Raw genomic sequence first — 21,026 nt, 5'->3', positions numbered from 1 at the left:
CATGCCGGAACTCGAACAGGCCCCCAAACTTGATCAAGCATTGGCTGAAGTCGCCGCGGAAATGGCTGAACGCACCGATCGCGGCGATGTCGCGACCTACATTCCCCAATTGGGCAAGGTCGATCCGAAAAGATTCGGCATCGCCGCCGTCACCAATGACGGCCGTGTGCTGATGGCTGGCGATGCCGATCAGGCCTTTTCGATCCAGAGCATCTCGAAGGTGTTCACCTTGACGCTGGCGCTCGGCAATGTCGGCGATGCGCTGTGGAAACGGGTCGGGCGCGAGCCGTCGGGCAATCCGTTCAATTCGATCGTCCAGCTCGAGCACGAGAACGGCATACCGCGCAATCCCTTCATCAATGCCGGCGCCATCGTCATTTCCGACATCCTGCTTGCCGGCCACCAGCCGCGCGAGGCGATCGGCGAGATCCTGCGCTTCATCCAGTTCCTCGCCGATGACGAGACAATCATCATCGACCGTGAGGTCGCGGCCTCCGAACGCGCCACTGGCTATCGCAACTTCGCGCTGGCCAACTACATGAAATCTTTCGGCAATCTTCACCATGCGCCGGAACTGGCGCTGGGCGTCTATTTCCACCATTGCGCCATCGCCATGAATTGCCGGCAACTGGCGATGGCTGGCCGGGTTCTTGCCAATGGCGGCAAGAACCCGGCCACCGGATACCAGGTGGTGTCGGCGGAACGGGCGCGGCGCATCGGCGCCATGATGCTGACCTGCGGCCACTATGACGGCTCCGGTGACTTCGCCTTCCGCGTCGGCATTCCGGGAAAAAGCGGCGTCGGCGGCGGCATATTGGGCATCGTGCCGGGCGTCGCCTCGCTTGCCGTCTGGTCGCCCGGCCTCAACGCCAACGGCAATTCCAAGCTGGGTTCGATCGCGCTGGAGAAGCTGGCCAGGATGATGAACTGGTCGATCTTCGCGCCTTAGCCTCTCGTGTTACGTTGGAGAAATGAAAAATCCCGCGCCGTCTTTCGATCGGCGCGGATCTCTTATCAATAAATCACTTCAACCAGTTGAAAGGCTTAGAAAAAGCCCTTCCGCTGCCACCAGCCGGCACGCTTCGGCTTTTCTTCGGCCTTGGCTTCCGGCTCATCGGCGACGGTCGAGGAAACCACGGGTACGACCGGTGCATCGATGGCCGCCGGCTTGCGTCGTGACGGTCGGGCCTTCGCAGGCTCTTCCGCGACGGCCGCGACCCCTGTTTCCTCGGCAACCGCCACCGGAGCCTCGACCGGCGTTTCCGCGGCCGCTTCGACAACAGTCGTTTCGGCGACGGCCTCGGCGGCTGCCTTCTTCGGCTTGGCTGCGCGACGTGGCTTCTTGGGCTTCTCGGTGCTCGGCACCTCTTCGCTTACGATAGCCTCCGGCTCTTCGGCCACGGCAACAACCACCGGCTCGATCGACGCAGGCTCGCTTTCGGAAGCATCAGCCTCCGAAGCCTCGGTCGTTTCGCCGGCGCTTGCCTCGGTCTCGCCTTCGCCGTCTTCACGGCGGTTGCGCTTGCCGCCGCGCTTGCCGCGCCGGCGCTTCTTGCCCTGGCTGTCATCCGAAGCCTGCGCCGCCTCGTCAGAGGCGCCGGCAGCGATCGGAGCGGCATCGTCCGTTTCGGTGTCGTCATTGTCCGCCGCGTTTGCCGATCCGGCGAAATCGCCGGCCGGAGCGGAGACGGATGAGCCGTCCGCCGGGGCGCCATGCTCGCGGTCGCGATCCCTGCCGCCGCGCCGTCTGCGACGCTTGCGACGCTTGCGGTCGCGGCCTTCGCCATCCTCGCCACCGGCAGGCCGCGGCTGCTGGTTCTGCTGCGGCTGCTGGCGTGGCTGCTCGGCCTGCACCACGACCTCATCATCCTCCTCGACGACGACAATCTCGTCCTCGGGCTCCTCCGGCTCGACATAGGCCGGCAGACTGCGCGCCTCGACAAAGCCCTCGGGCTTTTCGGCCAGGGCGCCGCGGAAGATCGCATAGTGCTGCGCGCCAACCGTATCGTCGGCCTCGATGGTGATGGTCAGGCCGAAGCGGCTTTCGAGTTCCACCAGTGTGCCGCGCTTGTGGTTGAGCACGTAGAGCGCGGTCGCGGCCGGCGTGCGCACCGTGATGTGGCTGCGCGAGTCCTTGAGCAGGAATTCCTCGATCGCCCGCACCACCATCAGCGCAACCGACGAATCGGACCTGACATGGCCGGTGCCGCCGCAATGCGGACAGGGCTTCATGGTCGATTCCAGCACGCTGGCGCGGATGCGCTGGCGTGACATCTCCATCAGGCCGAAATGCGAGATGCGGCCGACCTGGATGCGGGCACGGTCGTTCTTGAGGTGATCCTTCAGCCGCTTCTCGACGGAGCGGTTGTTGCGGTTCTCCTCCATGTCGATGAAGTCGATGACGATCAGGCCGGCCAGATCGCGCAGCCTGAGCTGACGCGCGACTTCCTCGGCCGCTTCCAGATTGGTGTGGAGTGCCGTGTCCTCAATCGAGTGCTCCTTGGTGGAGCGCCCCGAATTGACGTCGATGGCGACCAGCGCCTCGGTCTGGTTGATGATGATGTAGCCGCCGCTCTTCAGCGTCACCTGCGGCTGCAGCATGCGGTCGAGCTGCGCCTCGATGCCGTTGCGCACGAAGATCGGCGTCGTGTCGCGGAACGGCTGAACCACCTTGGCGTGGCTCGGCATCAGCATGCGCATAAAGTCCTTGGCCTCGCGATAACCTTCCTCGCCGGAGACGAGAATCTCGTCGATATCCTTGTTGTAGAGGTCGCGCACCGAACGCTTGATCAGGCTGCCTTCCTCATAGACGAGGGCAGGAGCGGTGGACTGAAGCGTGAGATTGCGCACGTTCTCCCAAAGCCGCATCAGATATTCGTAGTCGCGCTTGATCTCGGCCTTGGTGCGGCTCTCGCCGGCGGTGCGCAGGATGACGCCCATGCCTTGCGGCACTTCGAGGTCGGCAACAACCTCCTTCAGGCGCTTGCGGTCGACCGCGCTGGTGATCTTGCGCGAAATGCCGCCGCCGCGCGCCGTGTTCGGCATCAGCACGGAATAACGGCCGGCAAGCGACAGATAGGTGGTGAGTGCCGCGCCCTTGTTGCCGCGCTCTTCTTTGACGACCTGCACCAGCAGGATCTGCCGGCGCTTGATCACTTCCTGGATCTTGTACTGGCGGCGCACCGGCTTGCGGCGGTTGCGCACTTCCTCGAGCGCGTCCTCGGCACCGACCGATTCGACCTCGTGATCGTCGGGATGCGAGGACTGTACCTCCTCCAGCATGCCGCGATCATTGTCGGTGGAGGTGGCTTCGCTGCCCTGTTCCGCCTGCGGAACGGGCTCGGAAATCACATCGCCTTCGACCGCGGCGGCGATCGATGTCGGGCCGCCGTCGCGGGTTTCGGTTTCGTCCTGTTCGGCGGAACCTTCATCATGGCCTGATGTATCGGCATGCCCCGAGCCATCTGAATGTTCGGATGTATCGGCTGCGTGTTCGATGATCTCGGAGGTGTGGGAGATCTCCTCGACAACGATGTCGCCATTGTCGTTGCCTCCGCTTGGCTCGCCGGAGCCTTCGCCTGTCTCGCCCGCATCGCGCTTGTGCTCGCCGCGGTCGCGGCTCTTGCCGCCACGCCGGCGCCCGCGCCGTCCGCGGTCGCGGCTCTGGCGGTCATCGCCGTCACCGTCCTCGTCCTCCTCGTCTTCGGCCTCTTGCGCTTCGGCGCGCAGCAGTGCCTGACGGTCGGCGACCGGGATCTGGTAGTAGTCAGGGTGTATTTCACTGAAGGCGAGAAAACCGTGACGGTTGCCGCCATATTCGACAAAGGCTGCCTGAAGGGAGGGTTCGACGCGCGTTACGCGGGCGAGGTAGATATTTCCTTTGAGCTGCTTCTTGTCCTGGGATTCAAAGTCGAATTCTTCGATACGGTTACCGCGTACGACGACAACTCGTGTTTCCTCCGGGTGGGAGGCGTCTATCAGCATCTTGTTGGGCATTATTTCGTTTCCCCCGGCAGCCGTCAGCCGCAGCTGGCGGGGTAAAGCCCGCTGCTGTGTGTCTGGAGAGTGGGTGCCGGATAATTGAATGTCCGCCGGACGGTGCCTGCGTGTCATGGCGGTGCCGCCCGCAGCCATACTGGCGCGGTTTGATGCGGACCTTTCCATGATTGCGCTTGAAGCCATCGTCACCAGCAGAACCTTTTGAACCAAAGCCCGGAAACCGGACCAGCTTGTTTGCTCATACAGAGCCGGCACGGGAACAAACCCGGCCGTTTTCCTCACGCAGGCGATTCCCCCGCCACGGGAGCACACCTGCGAAATTCGTCGCAATCACCTGAACCCTTTTCGCGTGAAGCGAAAGGAGCCGCCTTTCATCTGACCCTGTAGCAGGAAGCTGCGGAGGAGGGCGGTTCCAGGATTGCAGTGATCCACTATCGCTTTTATGATTTGGCGGGTTGGAAGGCAACCCCGATTTCCGATGCCGGCAAAAAGCAGTTCCGTAACGTAAGCCTGGGTTCCGATCCTGCGTGAAAAGGCTTGGTTAACCTTCTCTGGATACCAATCGTTAATCGAGTTCGCGGCCTAACCGACACTTCGACGAAACGAGCGGGCGCCTGGCGCCAAACCGGGAGCGACTAGAAGAGAGATGGGACTGGCAGGCTTCACAGGCAAGGGATGTCGTGTCGGCGGACGGATTCTTGGCGCCTTGTGCCTTTTGCTGCTGGTGGTGATTTCCCAGGCCTTTTCCTCGGTTGCCAATGCCGCCGACGCGCCGCTGGTGGCAAAAGGCTACAAGATGGCGGGCGATGCCACCAAGATGCGCATCGTCATGGATTTCGATCGCGAGCCTGACATCAAATGGTTTCTGCTGCGCGGCCCCAATCGTCTGGTCATCGACCTGGCGAATACCAGGCTGGCCATCGACGCCAAGGATTTGAAGCCGCGCGGCCTGGTCAAGGGCGTGCGCCTGGGCGCGCTCGGCGAGGGTGTTTCGCGGCTGATCCTCACCGGCAAGGGGCCGTTCGCCGTCGACAAGCTGGATGTGCTCAAGAATGAGGACGGAACCGGCTACCGCATTGCCATCGACATGTCGGCCGCCTCGGAACGGGAGTTCGACGCCGCCCTTGCCAACCAGGCGCTGACCACCGGATCGACGGTTTCGACCGACAAGGGCGGGCGGGTCGGCACCGGGCCGGTCTCCAATCCGGGCCACCGCTTCACAGTCGTTGTTGACCCCGGCCACGGTGGGGTCGACGGTGGCGCCGAGGGTCTGAACGGCACGATCGAGAAGAATGTCACGCTGGCCTTCGCCACGGAGCTGCGCGACAAGCTCGCGGCCGTCGGCAAATATGATGTCTTCATGACCCGCGACACCGACGAATATCTGCGTCTGGACGACCGCGTGCGCATTGCCCGCCAGCATGAGGCCGATCTGCTGATTTCGATCCATGCCGATACAATCAGCGTCAAGGGCATCCGCGGCGCCACCGTCTACACCGTTTCCGACAAGGCGTCGGATCCCGAGGCGCAAGCGCTTGCCGACCGCGAAAATCTCTCCGACCAGTTCGCCGGCATGGTCATCAAGGACGATAACAAGGAAGTGACCGACATCCTGATCGACCTGATCCGCCGCGAGACGCACACATTTTCGATGAGTTTCGCCCACACATTGGTCGGCCAGCTGTCGACCAGCGTCGGCCTCATCAACAATCCGCAGCGTTCCGCGGGCTTCAAGGTGCTGAAGGCACCGGACGTGCCATCCGTTCTGGTCGAACTCGGCTATCTCTCGAATGCCAAGGACGAAGCGCAGCTGCTCGACGCCGAATGGCGCAACAAGGCCGCGCAAAGCATCACCAACGCCGTTGCGCTGTTTGCCTCCGCCCGGGCCGGAACGGTGACCGGAGGTTGACATGGCTGGCGGCGCCTGCAACCTGAGGCAGCGTTGCTGGATGACAACACCCGGTGCGTTTTATTTCCGGCGCGCGGTCACGAAATCAGGCCTTGCCGTATTTTGTCCACATGGTGGCGACATGGGTTTTCGATTACGGATTGGGACCGGCTCGAAAGCTTGCGTGGAAGGCGGCTTCGTTTAGGAAATTCCCGAACCAAGGACTGGAGCGGGTATGATTCGTCTCATTGGCTATTTCTTCGGCATCGGCACGACGCTGGCCCTTCTGGCCGCGGCGGGCGTTGCGCTTTACATCGGCCATGTAGCAAAGGATCTGCCTGATTACGAAGTGCTGGCCAAGTACGAACCGCCGGTGACCACCCGCATCCATGCCTCGGATGGCTCTCTGATGGCGGAGTATGCGCGCGAACGGCGCCTGTATTTGCCGATTCAGGCGATCCCGGATCGCGTCAAGGCGGCGTTCCTGTCCGCGGAGGACAAGAACTTCTACAGCCATCCCGGTGTTGACATAACGGGGTTGGGTAGAGCGGTGCTCACTTACGTTTCGGGTGGACCGATGCAGGGTGGTTCGACGATCACCCAGCAGGTTGCCAAGAACTTCCTTCTCACCAACGAGCGCTCCCTGGAACGCAAGGTCAAGGAGGCCATCCTTTCGTTCCGCATCGAGCAGGCCTATTCCAAGGATCGTATCCTTGAGCTCTATCTCAATGAGATTTTCTTTGGCTTCAACGCCTATGGTGTCGCTGGCGCCGCACTGACCTATTTCGATAAATCGGTGAACGAACTGACCGTGGCCGAGGCCGCCTATCTGGCATCACTCCCCAAAGGTCCGGCCAACTACAATCCGTTCAAGCATGCCGATCGCGCGATTGAGCGGCGAAACTGGGTCATCGGCCAGATGGTCGAGAACGGTTACGTGACCCCCGAAGAGGGTGCGAAGGCGAAGGCCGAGCCGCTTGGTGTCGCCCCGCGCCGCACCGGCTCCTATTTGTTCGCGGGCGAATATTTCACAGAAGAGGTTCGTCGGCAGATCATCGCCCGCTATGGCGAGAACGCGCTCTATGAGGGCGGCCTTTCCATTCGCACGACCCTTGACCCGAAGGTTCAGCTCATTGCCCGCAAGGCGATACAGAACGGTTTGATGAAATACGACACGCTGCGCGGCTATCGCGGCCCGGTGACGTCGATTGACGTGTCCGGCGACTGGGGACCTCCACTGGGCGCCGTCAAGGGACTGGAAGACGTTCCCGAATGGTCGCTCGCCGTCGTGCTCGACTCCTCGGCATCAGGCCTCTCGATCGGCCTGCAGCCCGCACGCCAAGCGTCGGGCGACATCGTCAAGGAGCGTGTCGAAGGCACCGTCAGCAAGGACGACATGGGCTTTGCCATGCGCCATGTGGTCGACGGCAAGACGGTCAAGGCCAAGTCGCCGGCCGACGTGCTGAAGCCGGGCGACGTCATCTTCGTGCAGAAGAACGAAGGTTCCGACAACACTTACAGCTTGCGTCAGGTTCCCGAGGTGGAAGGCGGCCTGATTGCCATGGATCCGCACACCGGCCGTGTGTTGGCCATGGTCGGCGGCTTCTCCTATTCGCAGTCGGAATTCAACCGCGCCACCCAGGCGATGCGCCAGCCGGGCTCCTCGTTCAAGCCGATCGTCTATTCGGCCGCGCTCGACAACGGCTATACGCCGGCCTCGGTGATCATGGACGGACCGATCACCATCCAGAGCGGCAACACGACTTGGACGCCGAAGAACTATGACGGAACGGTCGCCGGGCCGGCAACCCTGCGCTCCGGCATCGAGAAGTCGCGCAACCTGATGACGGTGCGGCTTGCCAACGACATGGGCATGAAGCTGGTCGTCGAATATGCCGAGCGCTTCGGCGTCTACGATCATCTGGCACCGTATCTGCCGATGGCGCTAGGCTCCGGCGAGACGACCGTCATGCGCATGGTTTCGGCCTATTCGATCATGGCCAATGGCGGCAAGTCGATCAAACCGTCGCTGATCGACCGCATCCAGGACCGCTACGGCAAGACCGTGTTCAAACAGGACGAGCGTGGCTGCGATGGTTGCAACGCACCCGAATGGAAGAACCAGCCGGAGCCGGAACTGGTCGACAATTCCGAGCAGGTGCTCGATCCGATGACCGCCTACCAGATCACTTCCATGATGGAAGGCGTGGTGCAACGCGGCACCGGCGCCACCATCGGTGAACTCGGCCGCCACATCGCCGGCAAGACCGGCACCACCAACGACGAAAAGGACGCCTGGTTCATCGGCTACACGCCGAACCTCGTGGTCGGCCTCTATATGGGCTACGACACGCCGCGCGGCCTTGGCCATGGCGCCACCGGCGGCGGTCTGGCCGCCCCGATCTTCAAGGATTTCATGCGCGTGGCGCTGGACGGCACGCCCAATGTCGACTTCAAGGTTCCCGACGGCATGAACCTGATCGCCATCAATCGCAAGACCGGCATGCGTGCCGCGTCGGGCGATCCGGCACCATCATCGAGGCCTTCAAGCCGGGCACCGGTCCCGCCGACAGCTATTGGGTGATCGGCATGGGCGCCGACGGCTCCAACGCCTCGGGTGGCGCATTGTCGCCGCAGGCCAACCAGGCCATCCAGGACGGCGGCGGCGGCCTCTACTGACGGGTCCCAAATGCCGACCGCTGGGCTGGCCTGGGGCCGGCCCATTTCGCTTTACACATGGCGGCGCCGTCCCTATGTATCGCGCCGACCGAAGTGTCACTTCAGCAACAGGACAAAATACCAGGCCATGCGCGCGGAAACGCAGAATATTGTCGACGAGATCAGGCAGGCGATAACCCTGCTGAGGAGGCATCTTTGACTGGGATCAGGCCATAAAGCGGCTTGAATACCTGAATGTGCGGGCCGAGGACGCGAGCCTCTGGAACGAACCGTTGGAAGCACAGAAGCTGATGCGCGAACGCCAGGGCCTCGAAGAAGGCATTGCGGCGGTCAAGGGCATCACCCAGGCGCTGGAAGACAATATCGGCCTGATCGAGCTCGGCGAGGAAGAAGGCGACGAAGGGGTCATCGCAGAGGCCGAAGCGTCGATCCGCTCGATGCAGGGCGAGGCGAAGGCCCGCCAGGTCGAAACGCTGCTGTCGGGTGAAGCCGACGCCAACGACACCTATCTTGAAGTTCACGCCGGCGCCGGCGGCACCGAGAGCCAGGACTGGGCCTCGATGCTGTTGCGCATGTACACGCGCTGGGCCGAACGCCGCCGCTTCAAGGTCGAGGTGCTGGAAGTGCATGACGGCGAAGAAGCCGGCATCAAATCCGCTACGCTCTTGATCAAGGGCCACAATGCCTATGGCTGGCTGAAGACGGAATCGGGCGTCCACCGCCTGGTGCGCATTTCGCCCTATGACAGCAATGCGCGTCGCCATACGTCCTTCTCCAGCATCTGGGTCTACCCAGTCGTCGATGACAGGATCGAGATCGATGTTTCGGAATCGGATGTGCGCATCGACACCTATCGCTCGTCGGGTTCCGGCGGCCAGCACGTCAACACCACCGATTCGGCCGTGCGCATCACCCATATCGCCACGGGCATCGCGGTCGCCTGCCAGGCCGAGCGTTCGCAGCATAAGAACAAGGCCAAGGCCTGGGAGATGCTGCGCTCGCGCCTCTACGAGGAAGAGTTGAAGAAGCGCGAAGCCGTCGCCAACGCCACCGAAGCCTCGAAGAGCGACATCGGCTGGGGTCACCAGATCCGTTCCTACGTCCTGCAGCCCTATCAGCTGGTGAAGGATCTGCGCACCGGCGTCGAAAGCACCAGCCCGTCGAGCGTGCTCGATGGCGACCTCGACGATTTCATGGAAGCCTCGCTGTCGCAACGCATCGAGGGTGGTGCTGGTGAGGCGGTGGCGGATCTGGACTAGCTCCGTCCGCCACTAAACCCGGATTTGCCACCGCTCGCATCTTCGGGGAGCACCTTGTTGCTGCCCCGAAGCGGCCCGGCGACGGGTGCGGGCCGGCCACGCAGCAATTTCTTGCGCCGACTCACATTTCGGCTCACCATTTGCGGCAGGAGGAGACAAAAGCATTTATGGCCGGTCGCGGCATATCTGCTGACGATTGGCCGCTGGGAAGACACGTTCCGGGAACGGGCAAGCGCAACGCTTGAACCTCGTTTGAAAGGAACGTTCCCATGTTTGCCGCCAATTCCAGATCGGCCATCGCCGCTCCATCGGTTGGCCAGCTTGTCATTCCCCTTTGCGCGGCGTGTGTGATCGCGCTGCTGTCGGCGCCGGCCCTGGCGCATGACGCCAAGCCGACCGCGGCCAAGCCGCAGGGCTGGAGTTATCCGTTTGCCTGCTGCGCGAACTACGACTGCCACGAGGTGTCGCAGACCTCGATCAGCGAGCGCCCGGAAGGCTATGTCATCAAGGACACTGGCGAGGTGTTGGCCTACAGCGACAGACGCATCAAGGATTCGCCCGACGGTGAATTCCATTGGTGCGCGCATGAGGCCGGCCTCGATGCCGGCAAGACCATCTGCCTGTTCGTGCCGCCCTCGTCTTACTGAGTCTGCTGTCGGCTGTTCAGGCGTAGAGCCTGCCGACAGGTAGTTGTCAGGATCGCTTCTTTATGGTGCCCTGCCGCATGGACGGCGGACAATGGAGAGGTGATGTTGATGACCATCAAGGCAAGCTGCCACTGCAAGGCGACGACATTCGAGGTTTCTGAGGCACCGCAGACGGTGACGCAATGCACCTGTTCGTTCTGCTCGAAACGCGGCTCGCTTTGGGCTTACTACGTCCCGTCGCAGTTCAAGCTGACCAGTCCGCCGGAAAACGTTTCTGTCTATCAGTGGGGGTCGAAAACCGTGAAGCACGGGTTTTGCGCGACCTGCGGCTGCGGCACTTTCACCGAAACACCGGATTGGTCGACCGGCGAGCCGGATTTTGACAATCCGAAGATCAGCGTCAATTCCCGGCTGTTCGATGATTTCGATCTCGACAAGGTGGAAGTGGTGGTCATAGACGGCAAGAATCTCTGGTAGCCGGGCAAGGCGGTCGTCATGTAATTGGCCCCGGGAAAAGCCGTCCCCGGCGCTTTTCCCGTTCCGCTTTTCGCCGCAATTCATGGTACAAGTCGCGGGAAGGGCTGATTTGGCGCCGTCGAAAAGGCGCGACTTGGAGAGGGACCATCTATGAAGAAAACCGTGCTCGTCGTCGTGGCGACGGCTTTGCTCGTGAGCGCCTGCACCACCACCGATCCGTATACGGGCGACCAGAAGATTTCCAACACGGCAGCAGGTGCCGGCCTTGGTGCCCTGGCAGGTGCGAGCCTTGGTCTGCTTGCCGGCGGCAATGACCGTCGTAACGCGCTGATCGGCGCTGGCATCGGTGCACTGGCCGGCGGCGCCATCGGCGCGACCATGGATCAGAACGAAGCGGAACTGCGCCGACAGCTCGAGGGCACTGGTGTCAGCGTCACCCGCAGTGGCGACCAGATCATCCTCAACATGCCGTCGGATATCACCTTCAATGTCGATCAGGATGCGGTGAAGCCCGGCTTCTATCCGGTGCTGAACTCGGTTGCGCTGGTGCTGAAGAAATTCAAGCAGACCACCGTCGACGTGTTCGGTCACACCGATTCGACCGGCGGCGACCAGCACAATTTCGATCTGTCGCAGCGCCGTGCGCTTGCGGTCGCCAACTATCTGTCCGGTCAGGGCGTCGATCAGCGCCGCTTCGCCGTCACCGGCTTCGGCAAGACGCGGCCCATCGCCTCCAACGCGACGGCCGCCGGCCGCGAGCAGAACCGTCGCGTCGAGATCCAGCTGTCGCCGCTCACCTGATCTGACCGGCAATCGAACGCGAACGGCCCCCTTGCGGGGCCGTTTCTGCTTGCGCGGGCATCGGCGCTCTCCAGATTGCCGCGCATGAGTATTAGTTAGTTCTAAATAACAGCTTTCCCGCCGCCATGGAAAGGAATAGCGTCGTCGCCGTTCCAGAGGGGATGAGGCGGTACAACAACTGGCCGCGCGATAAGCATTTTCCCGCCTCGGTCTGCACGGCCAGATGAATATCTGGGAGGAATGCATGACAAGAACAGCCAGCCTTGGACGCTGCGGCGTCCTCGCTTTGACCAGTATTGCAGGCGTATGGTTGGGGCTCGCCACGGCTCGGGCCGAGGACACCAACAAGGCCGATATCGAAGCCTTGAAGAAGTCGTTGGCCAAGTATGAAGACTACACGGCTGCCGTCCGCGACCTCTATCTGTCGACCGTCGGTTGCGTCTACTACAATGGCGAAAAGATATCCGGCGCGATGTTTTATCCAAAAGGCGCCATGGGCATCCATTTCGTCAACGTCCCCAGTGTCGGCCAGAAGCTCGACCCGATGAAGCCCAACGTCCTGATCTACGAACCGACCAAGAAAGGCCTGAAGCTGGTCGGTGTGGAATGGCTGGTGCCGCTGACGCCGGATGTCAAAGCGCCGCCGAAGCTGTTTGGCCAAACCTTCATGGGGCCGATGGAGGGACACTATCCGCTCATCCCGAGGGAGTTCGTCCACTACGACCTTCACGCCTGGCTGTTCAGGGACAATCCGAACGGCATGTTCAGTCCGACGAACCCGAACGTGAAATGCACCAAGGCCGAGTTTCCGATGTTGGAGAAGCCGACCAAGATGATGCCTGGGCCGATGTAATTCCGGGCCAAGCCAACGCATGTCGTCCAGGAGTGGCTCTGGTTTCGAGAGCACGGCATGCATGAAACAGGACTAAGGCGCGTCGCCTGAATCCGTTCGAAGGCGATGCATGGAGTTCGCCGAGGGGGGCAAGCCGGTTGGCTTGCCGCTCTCAAAGATTGTAGGAATCAGACCTTGGCGACGATGCGCATGAAGGCCGGCATGTCGTCGCCGAAGCCCACGGTGGTATCGTTGTCTTCCTGGTGGCGATGACGGGCAGGGCGGTTGCTGTCGCGCTGCGGCCTGGTGTCGCCCCGTTCCGGTGAGCGCTGTTCGTTGCGATCGGAGGATTTGCGTTCGGTGTTTTCCGAACGGATCGCTTCCTTGCGCGCGCGCCGCTCGCCGATATCGGCGACGGCCGTTTCAGTCACATCGGGTTGTTCTTGCTGTGCGACGACGGGAGAAGCATCTTCCTCTGCGTGTCTGGCGCGACGTTCGCCGCCCTTTTTGCGCTCGCCCCTGTCCTTGCGATCATCGTCCTTGCGGCCGGCGCGACGCGGCGCGCCTTTGCCCCGGCGCGGCGCATCGTCCTCACCGCCTTCGCTGGCGACGACCGTCGACAGGTCGCCGTCATGCCACTCGATCTTGTTGCCGATCAGCCGTTCGATGGCGTCGATGTACTTTGTGTCCGACTTGGTCGCGATGGTGAAGGATTTGCCGGAGCGCCCGGCGCGGCCGGTTCGGCCGATGCGATGGACATAGTCCTCGGCATGGATCGGCACGTCATAGTTGAAGACGTGGCTGACATCGGGGATGTCGAGGCCGCGCGCGGCGACGTCCGAAGCCACGAGATAACGCAGCTTGCCGTCACGGAAATTGGCCAGCATCTGCATGCGGGCGCGCTGGTCCATGTCGCCATGCAGGGCGCCGGCATCGAAATCATATTTCAGCAGCGAGCGGAACAGTTCCGACACTTCGACCTTGCGATTGCAGAAGATGATCGCGTTCTTCAACTCCGCGTCTTCGGCCTTCATCAGGTTGCGCAGCGTCTCGCGCTTGTCCCAGGGCTTGGAGCCGGATTTGACCAGCCGCTGGATGATGTTGGTGGCGGCCGACGCGGCCTTCGAAACTTCGACGCGCACGGGCGCGTGCAAGAATTTTTCCGTCAGCTTGGTGATTTCCGGCGGCATGGTCGCCGAGAAGAACAGCGTCTGCCGGGTGAACGGGATCATCTCGCAGATGCGCTCGATATCGGGAATGAAGCCCATGTCGAGCATCCTGTCGGCCTCGTCGATGACCAGGATCTCGACGCCGTTGAGCAGCAACTTCCCGCGTTCGCGATGATCAAGCAGACGACCGGGCGTCGCGATCAGCACGTCGGCGCCGCGCTCCAGCTTCTTGTCCTGCTCGTCGAACGACACGCCGCCGATCAAAAGCGCGATGTTGAGCTTGTGGTTCTTGCCGTATCGGATGAAATTCTCTTCGACCTGTGCGGCGAGTTCGCGCGTCGGCTCCAGGATCAGTGTGCGCGGCATGCGGGCGCGAGCACGGCCCTTTTCGAGGCGGGTCAGCATTGGCAGCACAAAGGAAGCCGTTTTGCCGGTGCCGGTCTGGGCGATGCCCAAAATATCCTTGCCGAGCAGGGCGTGCGGGATGGCACCAGCCTGGATCGGCGTCGGCTGGGTGTAGCCGGCATCGGTGACTGCGGAAAGGACCTTCGGCGACAGGCCGAGGTCTGCGAAGGTCAACGCTTCTTGAGCGGTCGTGGTGTCTGAGGACAAGTGTTGTTGTCTTTGGCTGGTTCGGGGAAGCGCAACGGCGTCTGTCGCGGCAAGCGCCACGCGCCTGCAAGATTGGTATTGCGATTAGGCGCAAGCCCGCGATTTGTCAACAGAAACGGGCGGGATTGGCACGATTGTGAAGTTGTAACCTTAATCGCGATGCTTAATCCGGCCGCTTGTCCGTGTGCCGGCTCAGTAGCGGAACTGTTCGGCCAGGATGCGCTCGTTCCAGGAATGATTGGGATCGAACAGCAACGTCGCCGTCGCAGTCGGCGATTCCCGCACCGTCACCGAAGTCACCGCCTTGACCTCAGTGTGATCGGCGGCGGCGTTCACCGGCCGCTTTTCCGGCTCCAGAATGTCGAAGCGCACCGTTGCCTTGTTGGAGAGCAACGCGCCACGCCAGCGGCGCGGGCGAAACGGGCTGACCGGCGTCAGTGCCAGCAGCGGCGCGTCGAGCGGCAGGATCGGTCCGTGCGCGGAAAGATTGTAGGCGGTGGATCCGGCCGGCGTCGCGATCATGACACCATCGCAGCTGAGTTCCTCGAGCCGTATCTGGTCGTCGACGCTGATGCGGATCTTGGCCGTCTGATAGGATTGGCGCCAAAGCGCAACTTCGTTGATCGCCAGCGCCGAAACGGTCTCGCCTTCCGAGGTGACGGCCAGCATTTCCAGCGGGCGGATGGTTTCGGCGACCGCGGCCGCGATCCGCTCGGCAAGCCCCCCGGAACGGTACTCATTCATCAGGAACCCGATGGTGCCACGGTTCATGCCGTAGACCTTCTTCCCGTTCCCATCGTGTCTCGCAAGGTCTGCAGCAGGAAGCCGTCGCCGCCAAGGGCCACCACAACTGCGGCATCCGCGATCGAACATTGGCCATAACGCGCCGACAGGCTTTCCAGCGCCGCCTTGGCGTCTGCTGTGTCGGACGAGACGAAGGCGATGCTGTTGGCGGCTGTGCTCATGGCTCCCCGATCGCGACCGATTGCGGCGGGTCTGGCCGCGCCAGCGCCGGGGTAGCATGGTGCGGGCAGGTCTGCAAAGAGAGCCGTTGCATCACCGGGCAAAGCCATGCCGCGACAGCACCGTCCCGACCGGCAGGTCGCGCTTCATGACAGGGGCACGCGCGAATGTGATGGTTAAGGCGGGGCTTAAAGTCTCGTAAAGGCGGATCGATCATGTTAGCCGGCATGGATGGCGTGGGGGCGCCCGCAGCATCGCCGTATCCTTTCGGGACGGCAAGACGACGCTGTGGCACTTTTGATTTGTGCGCATGATTCCCGGAACGATCCTGATGTTCGGGGCACGCACCAACCAAACGAGGCCGACATATTGCCGGTAGCACGCCTGATTATCGTCTTTGTCATGCTGGGTAGCTTCGCGCTGGTCTTCGCCGAGATTGTGCGCCAGTCGGAAGAAATGAGTAACAGACCGTTGCCTACGGCGTCACGCTGTGGCGATGCCACAGGAATGCCTTGCCCGCAAAGGGCACTTTAGGTCGCCAAATCCGCTCACCCATACGCGCATATCCCGGTCATGGCTTCATCCCCGGGGGACTGGTCATCGGCTGGCGTAAGATAAGTTTGATCGTTGCAATTGCGGCATCGATGAAAGCACTGGTAGAAGACTTCCGATCTGGATAGGACATTGTTCCCATCGTCTCTGGAAAACAAGCCTGCGGCGCGTTGACCGGCCAAGTTTCTGGAAGGGGGTGCGCATGCCGCGCAGTGTGTTGATTTCTGGTGGCTGTGGCTTCATTGGCTCCCATCTTGTCGATCGCCTGCTGCGGCGCGATGATCTGGAAACGCTTGTCGTCGTCGACAATCTGTGGACCGGGTTGCGCGACAACATTGCCCATGTCGCGGATCCGCGGTTCAGCCTGAAGATTGCCGATGCCGAAAGCTTCACGGCCAGCCGGCATTTCGATGAGATCATACATCTGGCGTCACCGGCGTCGCCCGTATGGTACATGCGCGAGCCGGTGCGCACGATCAGGGCCAACATAGGCGGCGCACTCAATCTTCTGTCGCTGCTCAGGCCCGGCGGCCGCTTCTGCTTCGCCTCGACCTCGGAAGTCTATGGCGATCCCCTGGTGTCGCCGCAACCGGAGAGCTACCGGGGCTCGGTGGACTGCACCGGGCCAAGGGCTTCCTATGACGAGAGCAAGCGCTGCACCGAGGCGCTGCTGTTTGAGCAGCAACGCGTCAGCGGACTCGATGTCCGGGTCGTCAGGTTGTTCAACACCTATGGGCCGCGAACGCGCATCGATGACGGCCGCGCCGTTTCGAATTTTGTCAGCCAGGCCCTGACCACGGGGATCCTGACCGTCTATGGCGACGGCTCGCAATCGCGTAGCTGGGGCTACGTCGACGATATCGTCGATGGCTTGGAGCGTTTCTTTTGGCGTGACAGCATCTCGCACCGAGGGCCCTTGAACATCGGCAATAATCGCGAGGTCTCGGTTCTCGAGACCGCGAAATTCGTCAGCTCGCTCGTTCCGGGCAGCCGCATCGAACACCATGCGCCTGTCCCGCAGGATCCGACGAACCGGTGTCCGGACTTGACCCTGGTAAGACAGGTTCTTCCCGGATGGGAGGCAAAGACCAGCTACCAGGAAGGGATCCGGCGTACCTTCGAATGGTTCCGCCGACAGATTGTGACTGACGGCAGATCGGCGGCGTCGGCCTAGAGCAATTCCAGGAAAAGTGTGAGCGGTTTTCCCGGGAAAGCGCATAGCGCTTTCCCTTGGGAATTGCGTCAAAACAAAGAGTTAGAGCGGTTCGCCGTTTCCATGAACGGTGAAACGCTCTAAGAGCCCCGACGTGTCATAGCGACCGTGAAACCGAATCGAGTCGGCCGGTGAAATAGGGCTCGAGCACGGTTTCGAAGGCCTTCAGGGCGGCACCGATCGCCTGATGCATGTCGAGATACCGGTAGGTGCCCAGCCGTCCGCCGAGATGCAGGTTTTTCTCGGCGGCCGCCCGTTCGAGATAGCGACGGTACACCGCCTGATCCCGGCGCGTGTCGATCGGATAGTAGGGCTCGTCGGTGCGGCCGGCAAAACGCGAATACTCGCGGCCGATAAGGGTCTTGTCGCTCTTGTGCTGGCGTTCCGGATTGAAATGCCGGAATTCGACGACGCGGGTGTAGGGCACGGCTTCGTCGGCATAGTTCATGATCGCCGTGCCCTGATGATCCGGCGTGTTCATGACCTCGAGATCGATGTCGATGGTCCGCCAGCCGAGTTCGCCCTCTGAGTGGTCGAAATAGCGGTCGATCGGACCGCTGTAGACGACCGGCAGGCCTTGCGGCAGCAAGGGTTTGATATCGAAGAAGTCGACACCAAGCCGTGTTTCGATGAGCTCATGCGCGAGCATCTTTTCGAAGATCGCCGTATAACCATCCACAGGCTGGCCCTGGAAGCGGTCGTTGAAGTAGCCGTCCTCGAATGTGTAGCGGACCGGCAGGCGCGCGATGATCTGCGCTGGCAGTTCGCGCGGGTCCGTTTGCCATTGCTTGGCGGTGTAGCCCTTGATGAAAGCCTCGTAGAGCGGACGGCCGACGAGGGAGATCGCCTTCTCCTCGAGATTGGCCGGCGGACGATCGCCAAGCTCGGCGGCCTGTCCGGTAATCATGCCGCGAGCCTCGTCCGGGCTCAACCGTTTGCCGAAGAACTGGCAAATCGTGGCGAGGTTGATCGGCAGCGGATAGACCTTGTCGCGATAGGTCGAGAATGCACGATGGCGATAGGTCGTGAAACCGGTGAAGGCGCGCAGATAATTCCAGACCTCCTCGTTGGACGTGTGGAACAGATGCGGCCCGTAGCGATGGATTTCGACGCCGGTGGCGGGATCTTGTTCGGTATAGGCATTGCCGCCAATGTGCTGGCGCCGGTCGATCACCAGCACGCGCCGGCCGAGTTGCGTGGCGATGCGCTCGGCGAGCGTCGCGCCATAAAAGCCTGCGCCGACGATGAGAATGTCGGCTTCGCTGAGCAGGTTCTTGTCCATTCCCGGATCCAACGCCCTTATGGTTCGAGTATGATCTGAGCCAGGTCATCGGCTTGGACCATTGCCTGCACGGCAGATGCCAAAGTCGCCTCTTCCACTTATGCACTTGGCGAAAAGCCCTGCGGTTCGGGGCTGTTATAGCGAGCCCCTACACCAAAGCCGGATGAATGCGAAGGGCCACCAACGGGAGTGTGCCTTTTGTCTTGCATTGTCAGGCCAATGTCTTGCGCCGTGCTTTGCAACACACCGCGAATCTGGAAACGCTGAACGATCGGCCCTAGGTTCGCCGCAGGCCTAGCCAAAACACGTGACCATTGCGGGGCGAACTCATGAAGCTGATTGTTGTGACCCCGGCAGGCCGCGAAAAGTACCTGCGCCTGCTCAGCCACCACGTTTTGAAAAGTCCCGAGGTGCATGAATGGCATCTGTGGGACAATTGCCGCAACGACGCCGACCGCGCCTATCTCCGGCGATTGGCAGCCAGCGATCCGCGCTGCAAGATAAAGACGCTTCCAAACGCCGACGGCACCATCAACGTCATCGGCAGGTTCTTTCGCTTCTGTGACGACGCCGACGCTCTCTATCTGCGCCTCGACGACGACGTGGTTTTTCTGGAGGAGGGCTTCCTCCCCAGATTCAAGGCGCGGGCCATGGCGGAAAAGGGGGCGGCCCTCTGGTATGCACCGCTCATCATCAACAATGCGGTCTGCAGCAGCCTGATCAAGAATCTTTCCAGAGTTCTGATCGAAGGGCCGCTTACCTGCCAGGCGATGTGCCCCTTTTCCTGGGCACATGCCAGCTTTCCCGAAGCGCTTCATCCAGTCTTCATCGAGGCTGTGCGGACGAACCGGCTGGGCGATTTCCGCGTGCCCGACCGGGAAGTCAGGCTGGGGCGCTTCTCGATCAACGCGATCGGGTTTTTCGGGTCGGATGTCCTGGAGATCGGCGAGCTTTTCTATCCGCCGCCGGGAAATGATGAAGAGGAATGGCTGTCAGCGACCTTGCCGGCAAAGCTCGATCGGCCAGGCAGGGTTTTCGGTGATCTCGTCGCCGCGCATTTCAGCTTCTACACACAGGAGCAGCGTCTGCTGCAGACCAGCATCCTTGACGACTACTATGCGCTCGCCGGCCTGCCGGCTCCGCTTTACGAGAAGCCGGTTGTCCGAACGAGATTGAAGGATCGTCTGAGGCCCTGGCGAAAGCCGAGGAATCGCGGGCCGGACTATCGGATTTCGCTTCCCGCCGGCGGCGGGACTGAGGTCATCGGTCGATCGCTGTAGCGTCCACTATTCCGATCTAGGAGGCTGCGGGGCACTTGATGGAGCCTCCGAAACGCATGCTTGCGAAAAGATATTGACTATATAGTTAGTTATAATCTAGCCTCTGTCATAACCGAGTTGGCCAGCCGGCATGTGCCGGTGAATGGCCGCGAGTGGGGAATGCCTTGACAGTCGTCCAGCCCGTCATCGGGGAAGGGCGCCGCCAGGCTTGATCAGCAGGAGATGGACCGAGGCGGTCACGCAGCCGGTCCCAACAATGGGAGCACTAGCATGAACTGGAAACTGACCGCGGCTGCCGTCGGGCTGTCGCTGTTCGCCGTGACAGGCGTCGCTCGCGCCGATGGCGAACTCAACATCTACAACTGGGGCAACTACACCAGTCCGGACCTCATCAAGAAGTTCGAGGAGACCTACAAGATCAAGGTCACCGTCACCGACTATGATTCCAACGACACCGCGTTGGCCAAGGTCCGCCAGGGCGCGTCCGGCTATGACATCGTGGTGCCGTCGGCCAGCGTCGTGCCGATCTGGATCAGCGAAGGGCTGCTCCTGGAGACCGACCCCAACAAGATGGAGAATTTCAAGAATGTCGATCCGCGATGGGTCGACGTCCCCTTCGATCCGGGCCGCAAATACACCGTTCCGTGGCAGTGGGGCACGACAGGCATTTCGGTGAACAAGTCGGTCTATGCCGGCGACCCGAACACCTCGGCGCTTTTCCTCGACCCACCGCCGGAGCTTGTCGGCAAGATCAATGTCGTCCCCGAAATGGGGGACATCATGTTCCTCGCCATCGCCTATGAGGGCGGCCAATACTGCACCAAAGACATGCAGGTGCTGAAGAAGGTGCACGACAAGCTGGTCGAGGCGAAGGCGAAATGGCTGTCGCTCGACTACGCCGCCGTCGACGGCCTGGGCCGGGGCGACATCGCCGCCGGCGTCAACTGGAACGGCATATCGCTGCGCGAGCGGCTGCAGAACGACAAGATCGTCTACGGCTATCCCAAGGAAGGGTTTCCGATCTGGATGGACAATGTCGCCGTCCTCAAGGACGCCAAGAATGTCGAGAACGCCAAACTGTTCCAGAATTTCATCATGGATCCCAAGAATGCCGCGTTGATCTCGGCTTTCGCCCGCTACGCCAACGGCATCAAGGGCTCCGAGGCCTTTATGCCGGACGACATGAAGGCGGCGCCTGAAGTGGCAATTCCGGCCGAGTTTGCCGCCAAGGGCCAGTTCATGCCGGCCTGTCCATCGGATGTGCAGGCGCTCTACACGAAAATCTGGACCGACCTCCAGAAATAGCGCCACCGATCCAACGAACAGCCACCGGACCGCGACGCGCGGTCCGGCAACCCTTCATGCCAGATGCG

Annotated in this window: 13 protein-coding genes and 2 pseudogenes; 11 read left to right on the top strand and 4 right to left on the bottom strand. The window is 61.7% G+C overall.

Annotated features, from left to right (window positions below; genetic code table 11):
• Window position 1: 1 nt before the first annotated feature.
• On the top strand, window positions 2–949 hold the full coding sequence (locus tag AC0V8S_RS24955; RefSeq protein WP_475434033.1) for a glutaminase: 948 nt from the start codon (window positions 2–4) through the stop codon (window positions 947–949).
• Window positions 950–1,044: 95 nt separating this feature from the next.
• On the opposite strand, the gene AC0V8S_RS24950 is transcribed toward AC0V8S_RS24955, so the two are convergent.
• The gene (locus AC0V8S_RS24950) at window positions 1,045–3,996 is read right to left on the bottom strand and encodes an Rne/Rng family ribonuclease (RefSeq protein WP_475434031.1); all 2,952 of its coding nucleotides are present in this window, start codon (window positions 3,994–3,996) and stop codon (window positions 1,045–1,047) included.
• A gap of 649 nt (window positions 3,997–4,645) precedes the next feature.
• Here AC0V8S_RS24950 and AC0V8S_RS24945 point away from each other — a divergent pair.
• The 7 genes and pseudogenes from AC0V8S_RS24945 to AC0V8S_RS24915 all read left to right on the top strand — a co-directional run bounded on the left by AC0V8S_RS24945 (window position 4,646) and on the right by AC0V8S_RS24915 (window position 12,603).
• The gene (locus tag AC0V8S_RS24945) at window positions 4,646–5,908 is read left to right on the top strand and encodes an N-acetylmuramoyl-L-alanine amidase (RefSeq protein ID WP_475434029.1); all 1,263 of its coding nucleotides are present in this window, start codon (window positions 4,646–4,648) and stop codon (window positions 5,906–5,908) included.
• A gap of 214 nt (window positions 5,909–6,122) precedes the next feature.
• Window positions 6,123–8,566 (top strand): annotated as a pseudogene (locus AC0V8S_RS24940) (penicillin-binding protein 1A).
• Between the two features lie 127 nt (window positions 8,567–8,693).
• Window positions 8,694–9,825, top strand: a protein-coding gene (prfB, locus tag AC0V8S_RS24935; RefSeq protein WP_183458832.1) for a peptide chain release factor 2 whose coding sequence is annotated in 2 segments (ribosomal slippage) — window positions 8,694–8,759 and window positions 8,761–9,825 — 1,131 coding nt in all. Because the reading frame shifts where the segments join, the coding sequence is not laid out codon by codon here.
• Between the two features lie 269 nt (window positions 9,826–10,094).
• Window positions 10,095–10,472, top strand: coding sequence for a hypothetical protein (locus AC0V8S_RS24930; protein WP_095204383.1), 378 nt, complete (start codon window positions 10,095–10,097; stop codon window positions 10,470–10,472).
• Between the two features lie 108 nt (window positions 10,473–10,580).
• On the top strand, window positions 10,581–10,949 hold the full coding sequence (locus tag AC0V8S_RS24925) for a GFA family protein (RefSeq protein ID WP_096457252.1): 369 nt from the start codon (window positions 10,581–10,583) through the stop codon (window positions 10,947–10,949).
• Between the two features lie 150 nt (window positions 10,950–11,099).
• Complete coding sequence (locus tag AC0V8S_RS24920) at window positions 11,100–11,750, top strand: YiaD family glycine zipper/OmpA-like lipoprotein (RefSeq protein ID WP_095204385.1); 651 nt, start codon at window positions 11,100–11,102, stop codon at window positions 11,748–11,750.
• A gap of 244 nt (window positions 11,751–11,994) precedes the next feature.
• Window positions 11,995–12,603: a hypothetical protein gene (locus AC0V8S_RS24915; protein ID WP_183458836.1), complete on the top strand. Its 609-nt coding sequence runs from the start codon at window positions 11,995–11,997 to the stop codon at window positions 12,601–12,603.
• A gap of 167 nt (window positions 12,604–12,770) precedes the next feature.
• Here the strand turns inward: AC0V8S_RS24915 and AC0V8S_RS24910 are convergent, their stop codons facing one another.
• Both AC0V8S_RS24910 and AC0V8S_RS24905 read right to left on the bottom strand, forming a co-directional pair.
• Entirely contained in the window at window positions 12,771–14,363 is a 1,593-nt protein-coding gene (locus AC0V8S_RS24910) for a DEAD/DEAH box helicase (protein ID WP_475434026.1), read from the bottom strand.
• A 192-nt stretch (window positions 14,364–14,555) separates the two neighbouring features.
• Window positions 14,556–15,328: pseudogene (locus AC0V8S_RS24905) on the bottom strand (NAD kinase).
• A gap of 752 nt (window positions 15,329–16,080) precedes the next feature.
• On the opposite strand from AC0V8S_RS24905, the gene AC0V8S_RS24900 reads away from it, so the two are divergent.
• Complete coding sequence (locus tag AC0V8S_RS24900) at window positions 16,081–17,052, top strand: NAD-dependent epimerase/dehydratase family protein (RefSeq protein ID WP_475434024.1); 972 nt, start codon at window positions 16,081–16,083, stop codon at window positions 17,050–17,052.
• A gap of 136 nt (window positions 17,053–17,188) precedes the next feature.
• On the opposite strand, the gene glf is transcribed toward AC0V8S_RS24900, so the two are convergent.
• Window positions 17,189–18,373, bottom strand: a complete 1,185-nt coding sequence (glf, locus tag AC0V8S_RS24895) for a UDP-galactopyranose mutase (RefSeq protein WP_475434022.1) — start codon at window positions 18,371–18,373, stop codon at window positions 17,189–17,191.
• Window positions 18,374–18,702: 329 nt separating this feature from the next.
• Between glf and AC0V8S_RS24890 the strand changes: the two genes are divergently transcribed.
• Window positions 18,703–19,653 carry a hypothetical protein gene (locus tag AC0V8S_RS24890; RefSeq protein WP_475434020.1) on the top strand — a complete coding sequence of 317 codons (951 nt, stop codon included), beginning with the start codon at window positions 18,703–18,705 and terminating at the stop codon, window positions 19,651–19,653.
• A 270-nt stretch (window positions 19,654–19,923) separates the two neighbouring features.
• A complete protein-coding gene (locus tag AC0V8S_RS24885) occupies window positions 19,924–20,958 on the top strand; it encodes an extracellular solute-binding protein (protein ID WP_475434018.1) in 1,035 nt (344 codons plus the stop codon).
• The last annotated feature ends 68 nt before the right edge of the window (window positions 20,959–21,026 follow it).

The sequence above is a fragment of the Mesorhizobium oxytropidicola genome, from assembly GCF_056174625.1.
This window is presented reverse-complemented; position numbering and strand designations above follow the sequence as displayed.

Excerpts from the sequence above, each read along its gene's own strand:
- AC0V8S_RS24955 (WP_475434033.1), top strand. The coding sequence starts at position 2 with ATGCCGGAACTCGAACAGGCCCCCAAACTTGATCAAGCATTGGCTGAA.
- AC0V8S_RS24950 (WP_475434031.1), bottom strand. The coding sequence starts at position 3,996 with ATGCCCAACAAGATGCTGATAGACGCCTCCCACCCGGAGGAAACACGA.
- AC0V8S_RS24945 (WP_475434029.1), top strand. The coding sequence starts at position 4,646 with ATGGGACTGGCAGGCTTCACAGGCAAGGGATGTCGTGTCGGCGGACGG.
- AC0V8S_RS24930 (WP_095204383.1), top strand. The coding sequence starts at position 10,095 with ATGTTTGCCGCCAATTCCAGATCGGCCATCGCCGCTCCATCGGTTGGC.
- AC0V8S_RS24925 (WP_096457252.1), top strand. The coding sequence starts at position 10,581 with ATGACCATCAAGGCAAGCTGCCACTGCAAGGCGACGACATTCGAGGTT.
- AC0V8S_RS24920 (WP_095204385.1), top strand. The coding sequence starts at position 11,100 with ATGAAGAAAACCGTGCTCGTCGTCGTGGCGACGGCTTTGCTCGTGAGC.
- AC0V8S_RS24915 (WP_183458836.1), top strand. The coding sequence starts at position 11,995 with ATGACAAGAACAGCCAGCCTTGGACGCTGCGGCGTCCTCGCTTTGACC.
- AC0V8S_RS24900 (WP_475434024.1), top strand. The coding sequence starts at position 16,081 with ATGCCGCGCAGTGTGTTGATTTCTGGTGGCTGTGGCTTCATTGGCTCC.
- glf (WP_475434022.1), bottom strand. The coding sequence starts at position 18,373 with ATGGACAAGAACCTGCTCAGCGAAGCCGACATTCTCATCGTCGGCGCA.
- AC0V8S_RS24890 (WP_475434020.1), top strand. The coding sequence starts at position 18,703 with ATGAAGCTGATTGTTGTGACCCCGGCAGGCCGCGAAAAGTACCTGCGC.
- AC0V8S_RS24885 (WP_475434018.1), top strand. The coding sequence starts at position 19,924 with ATGAACTGGAAACTGACCGCGGCTGCCGTCGGGCTGTCGCTGTTCGCC.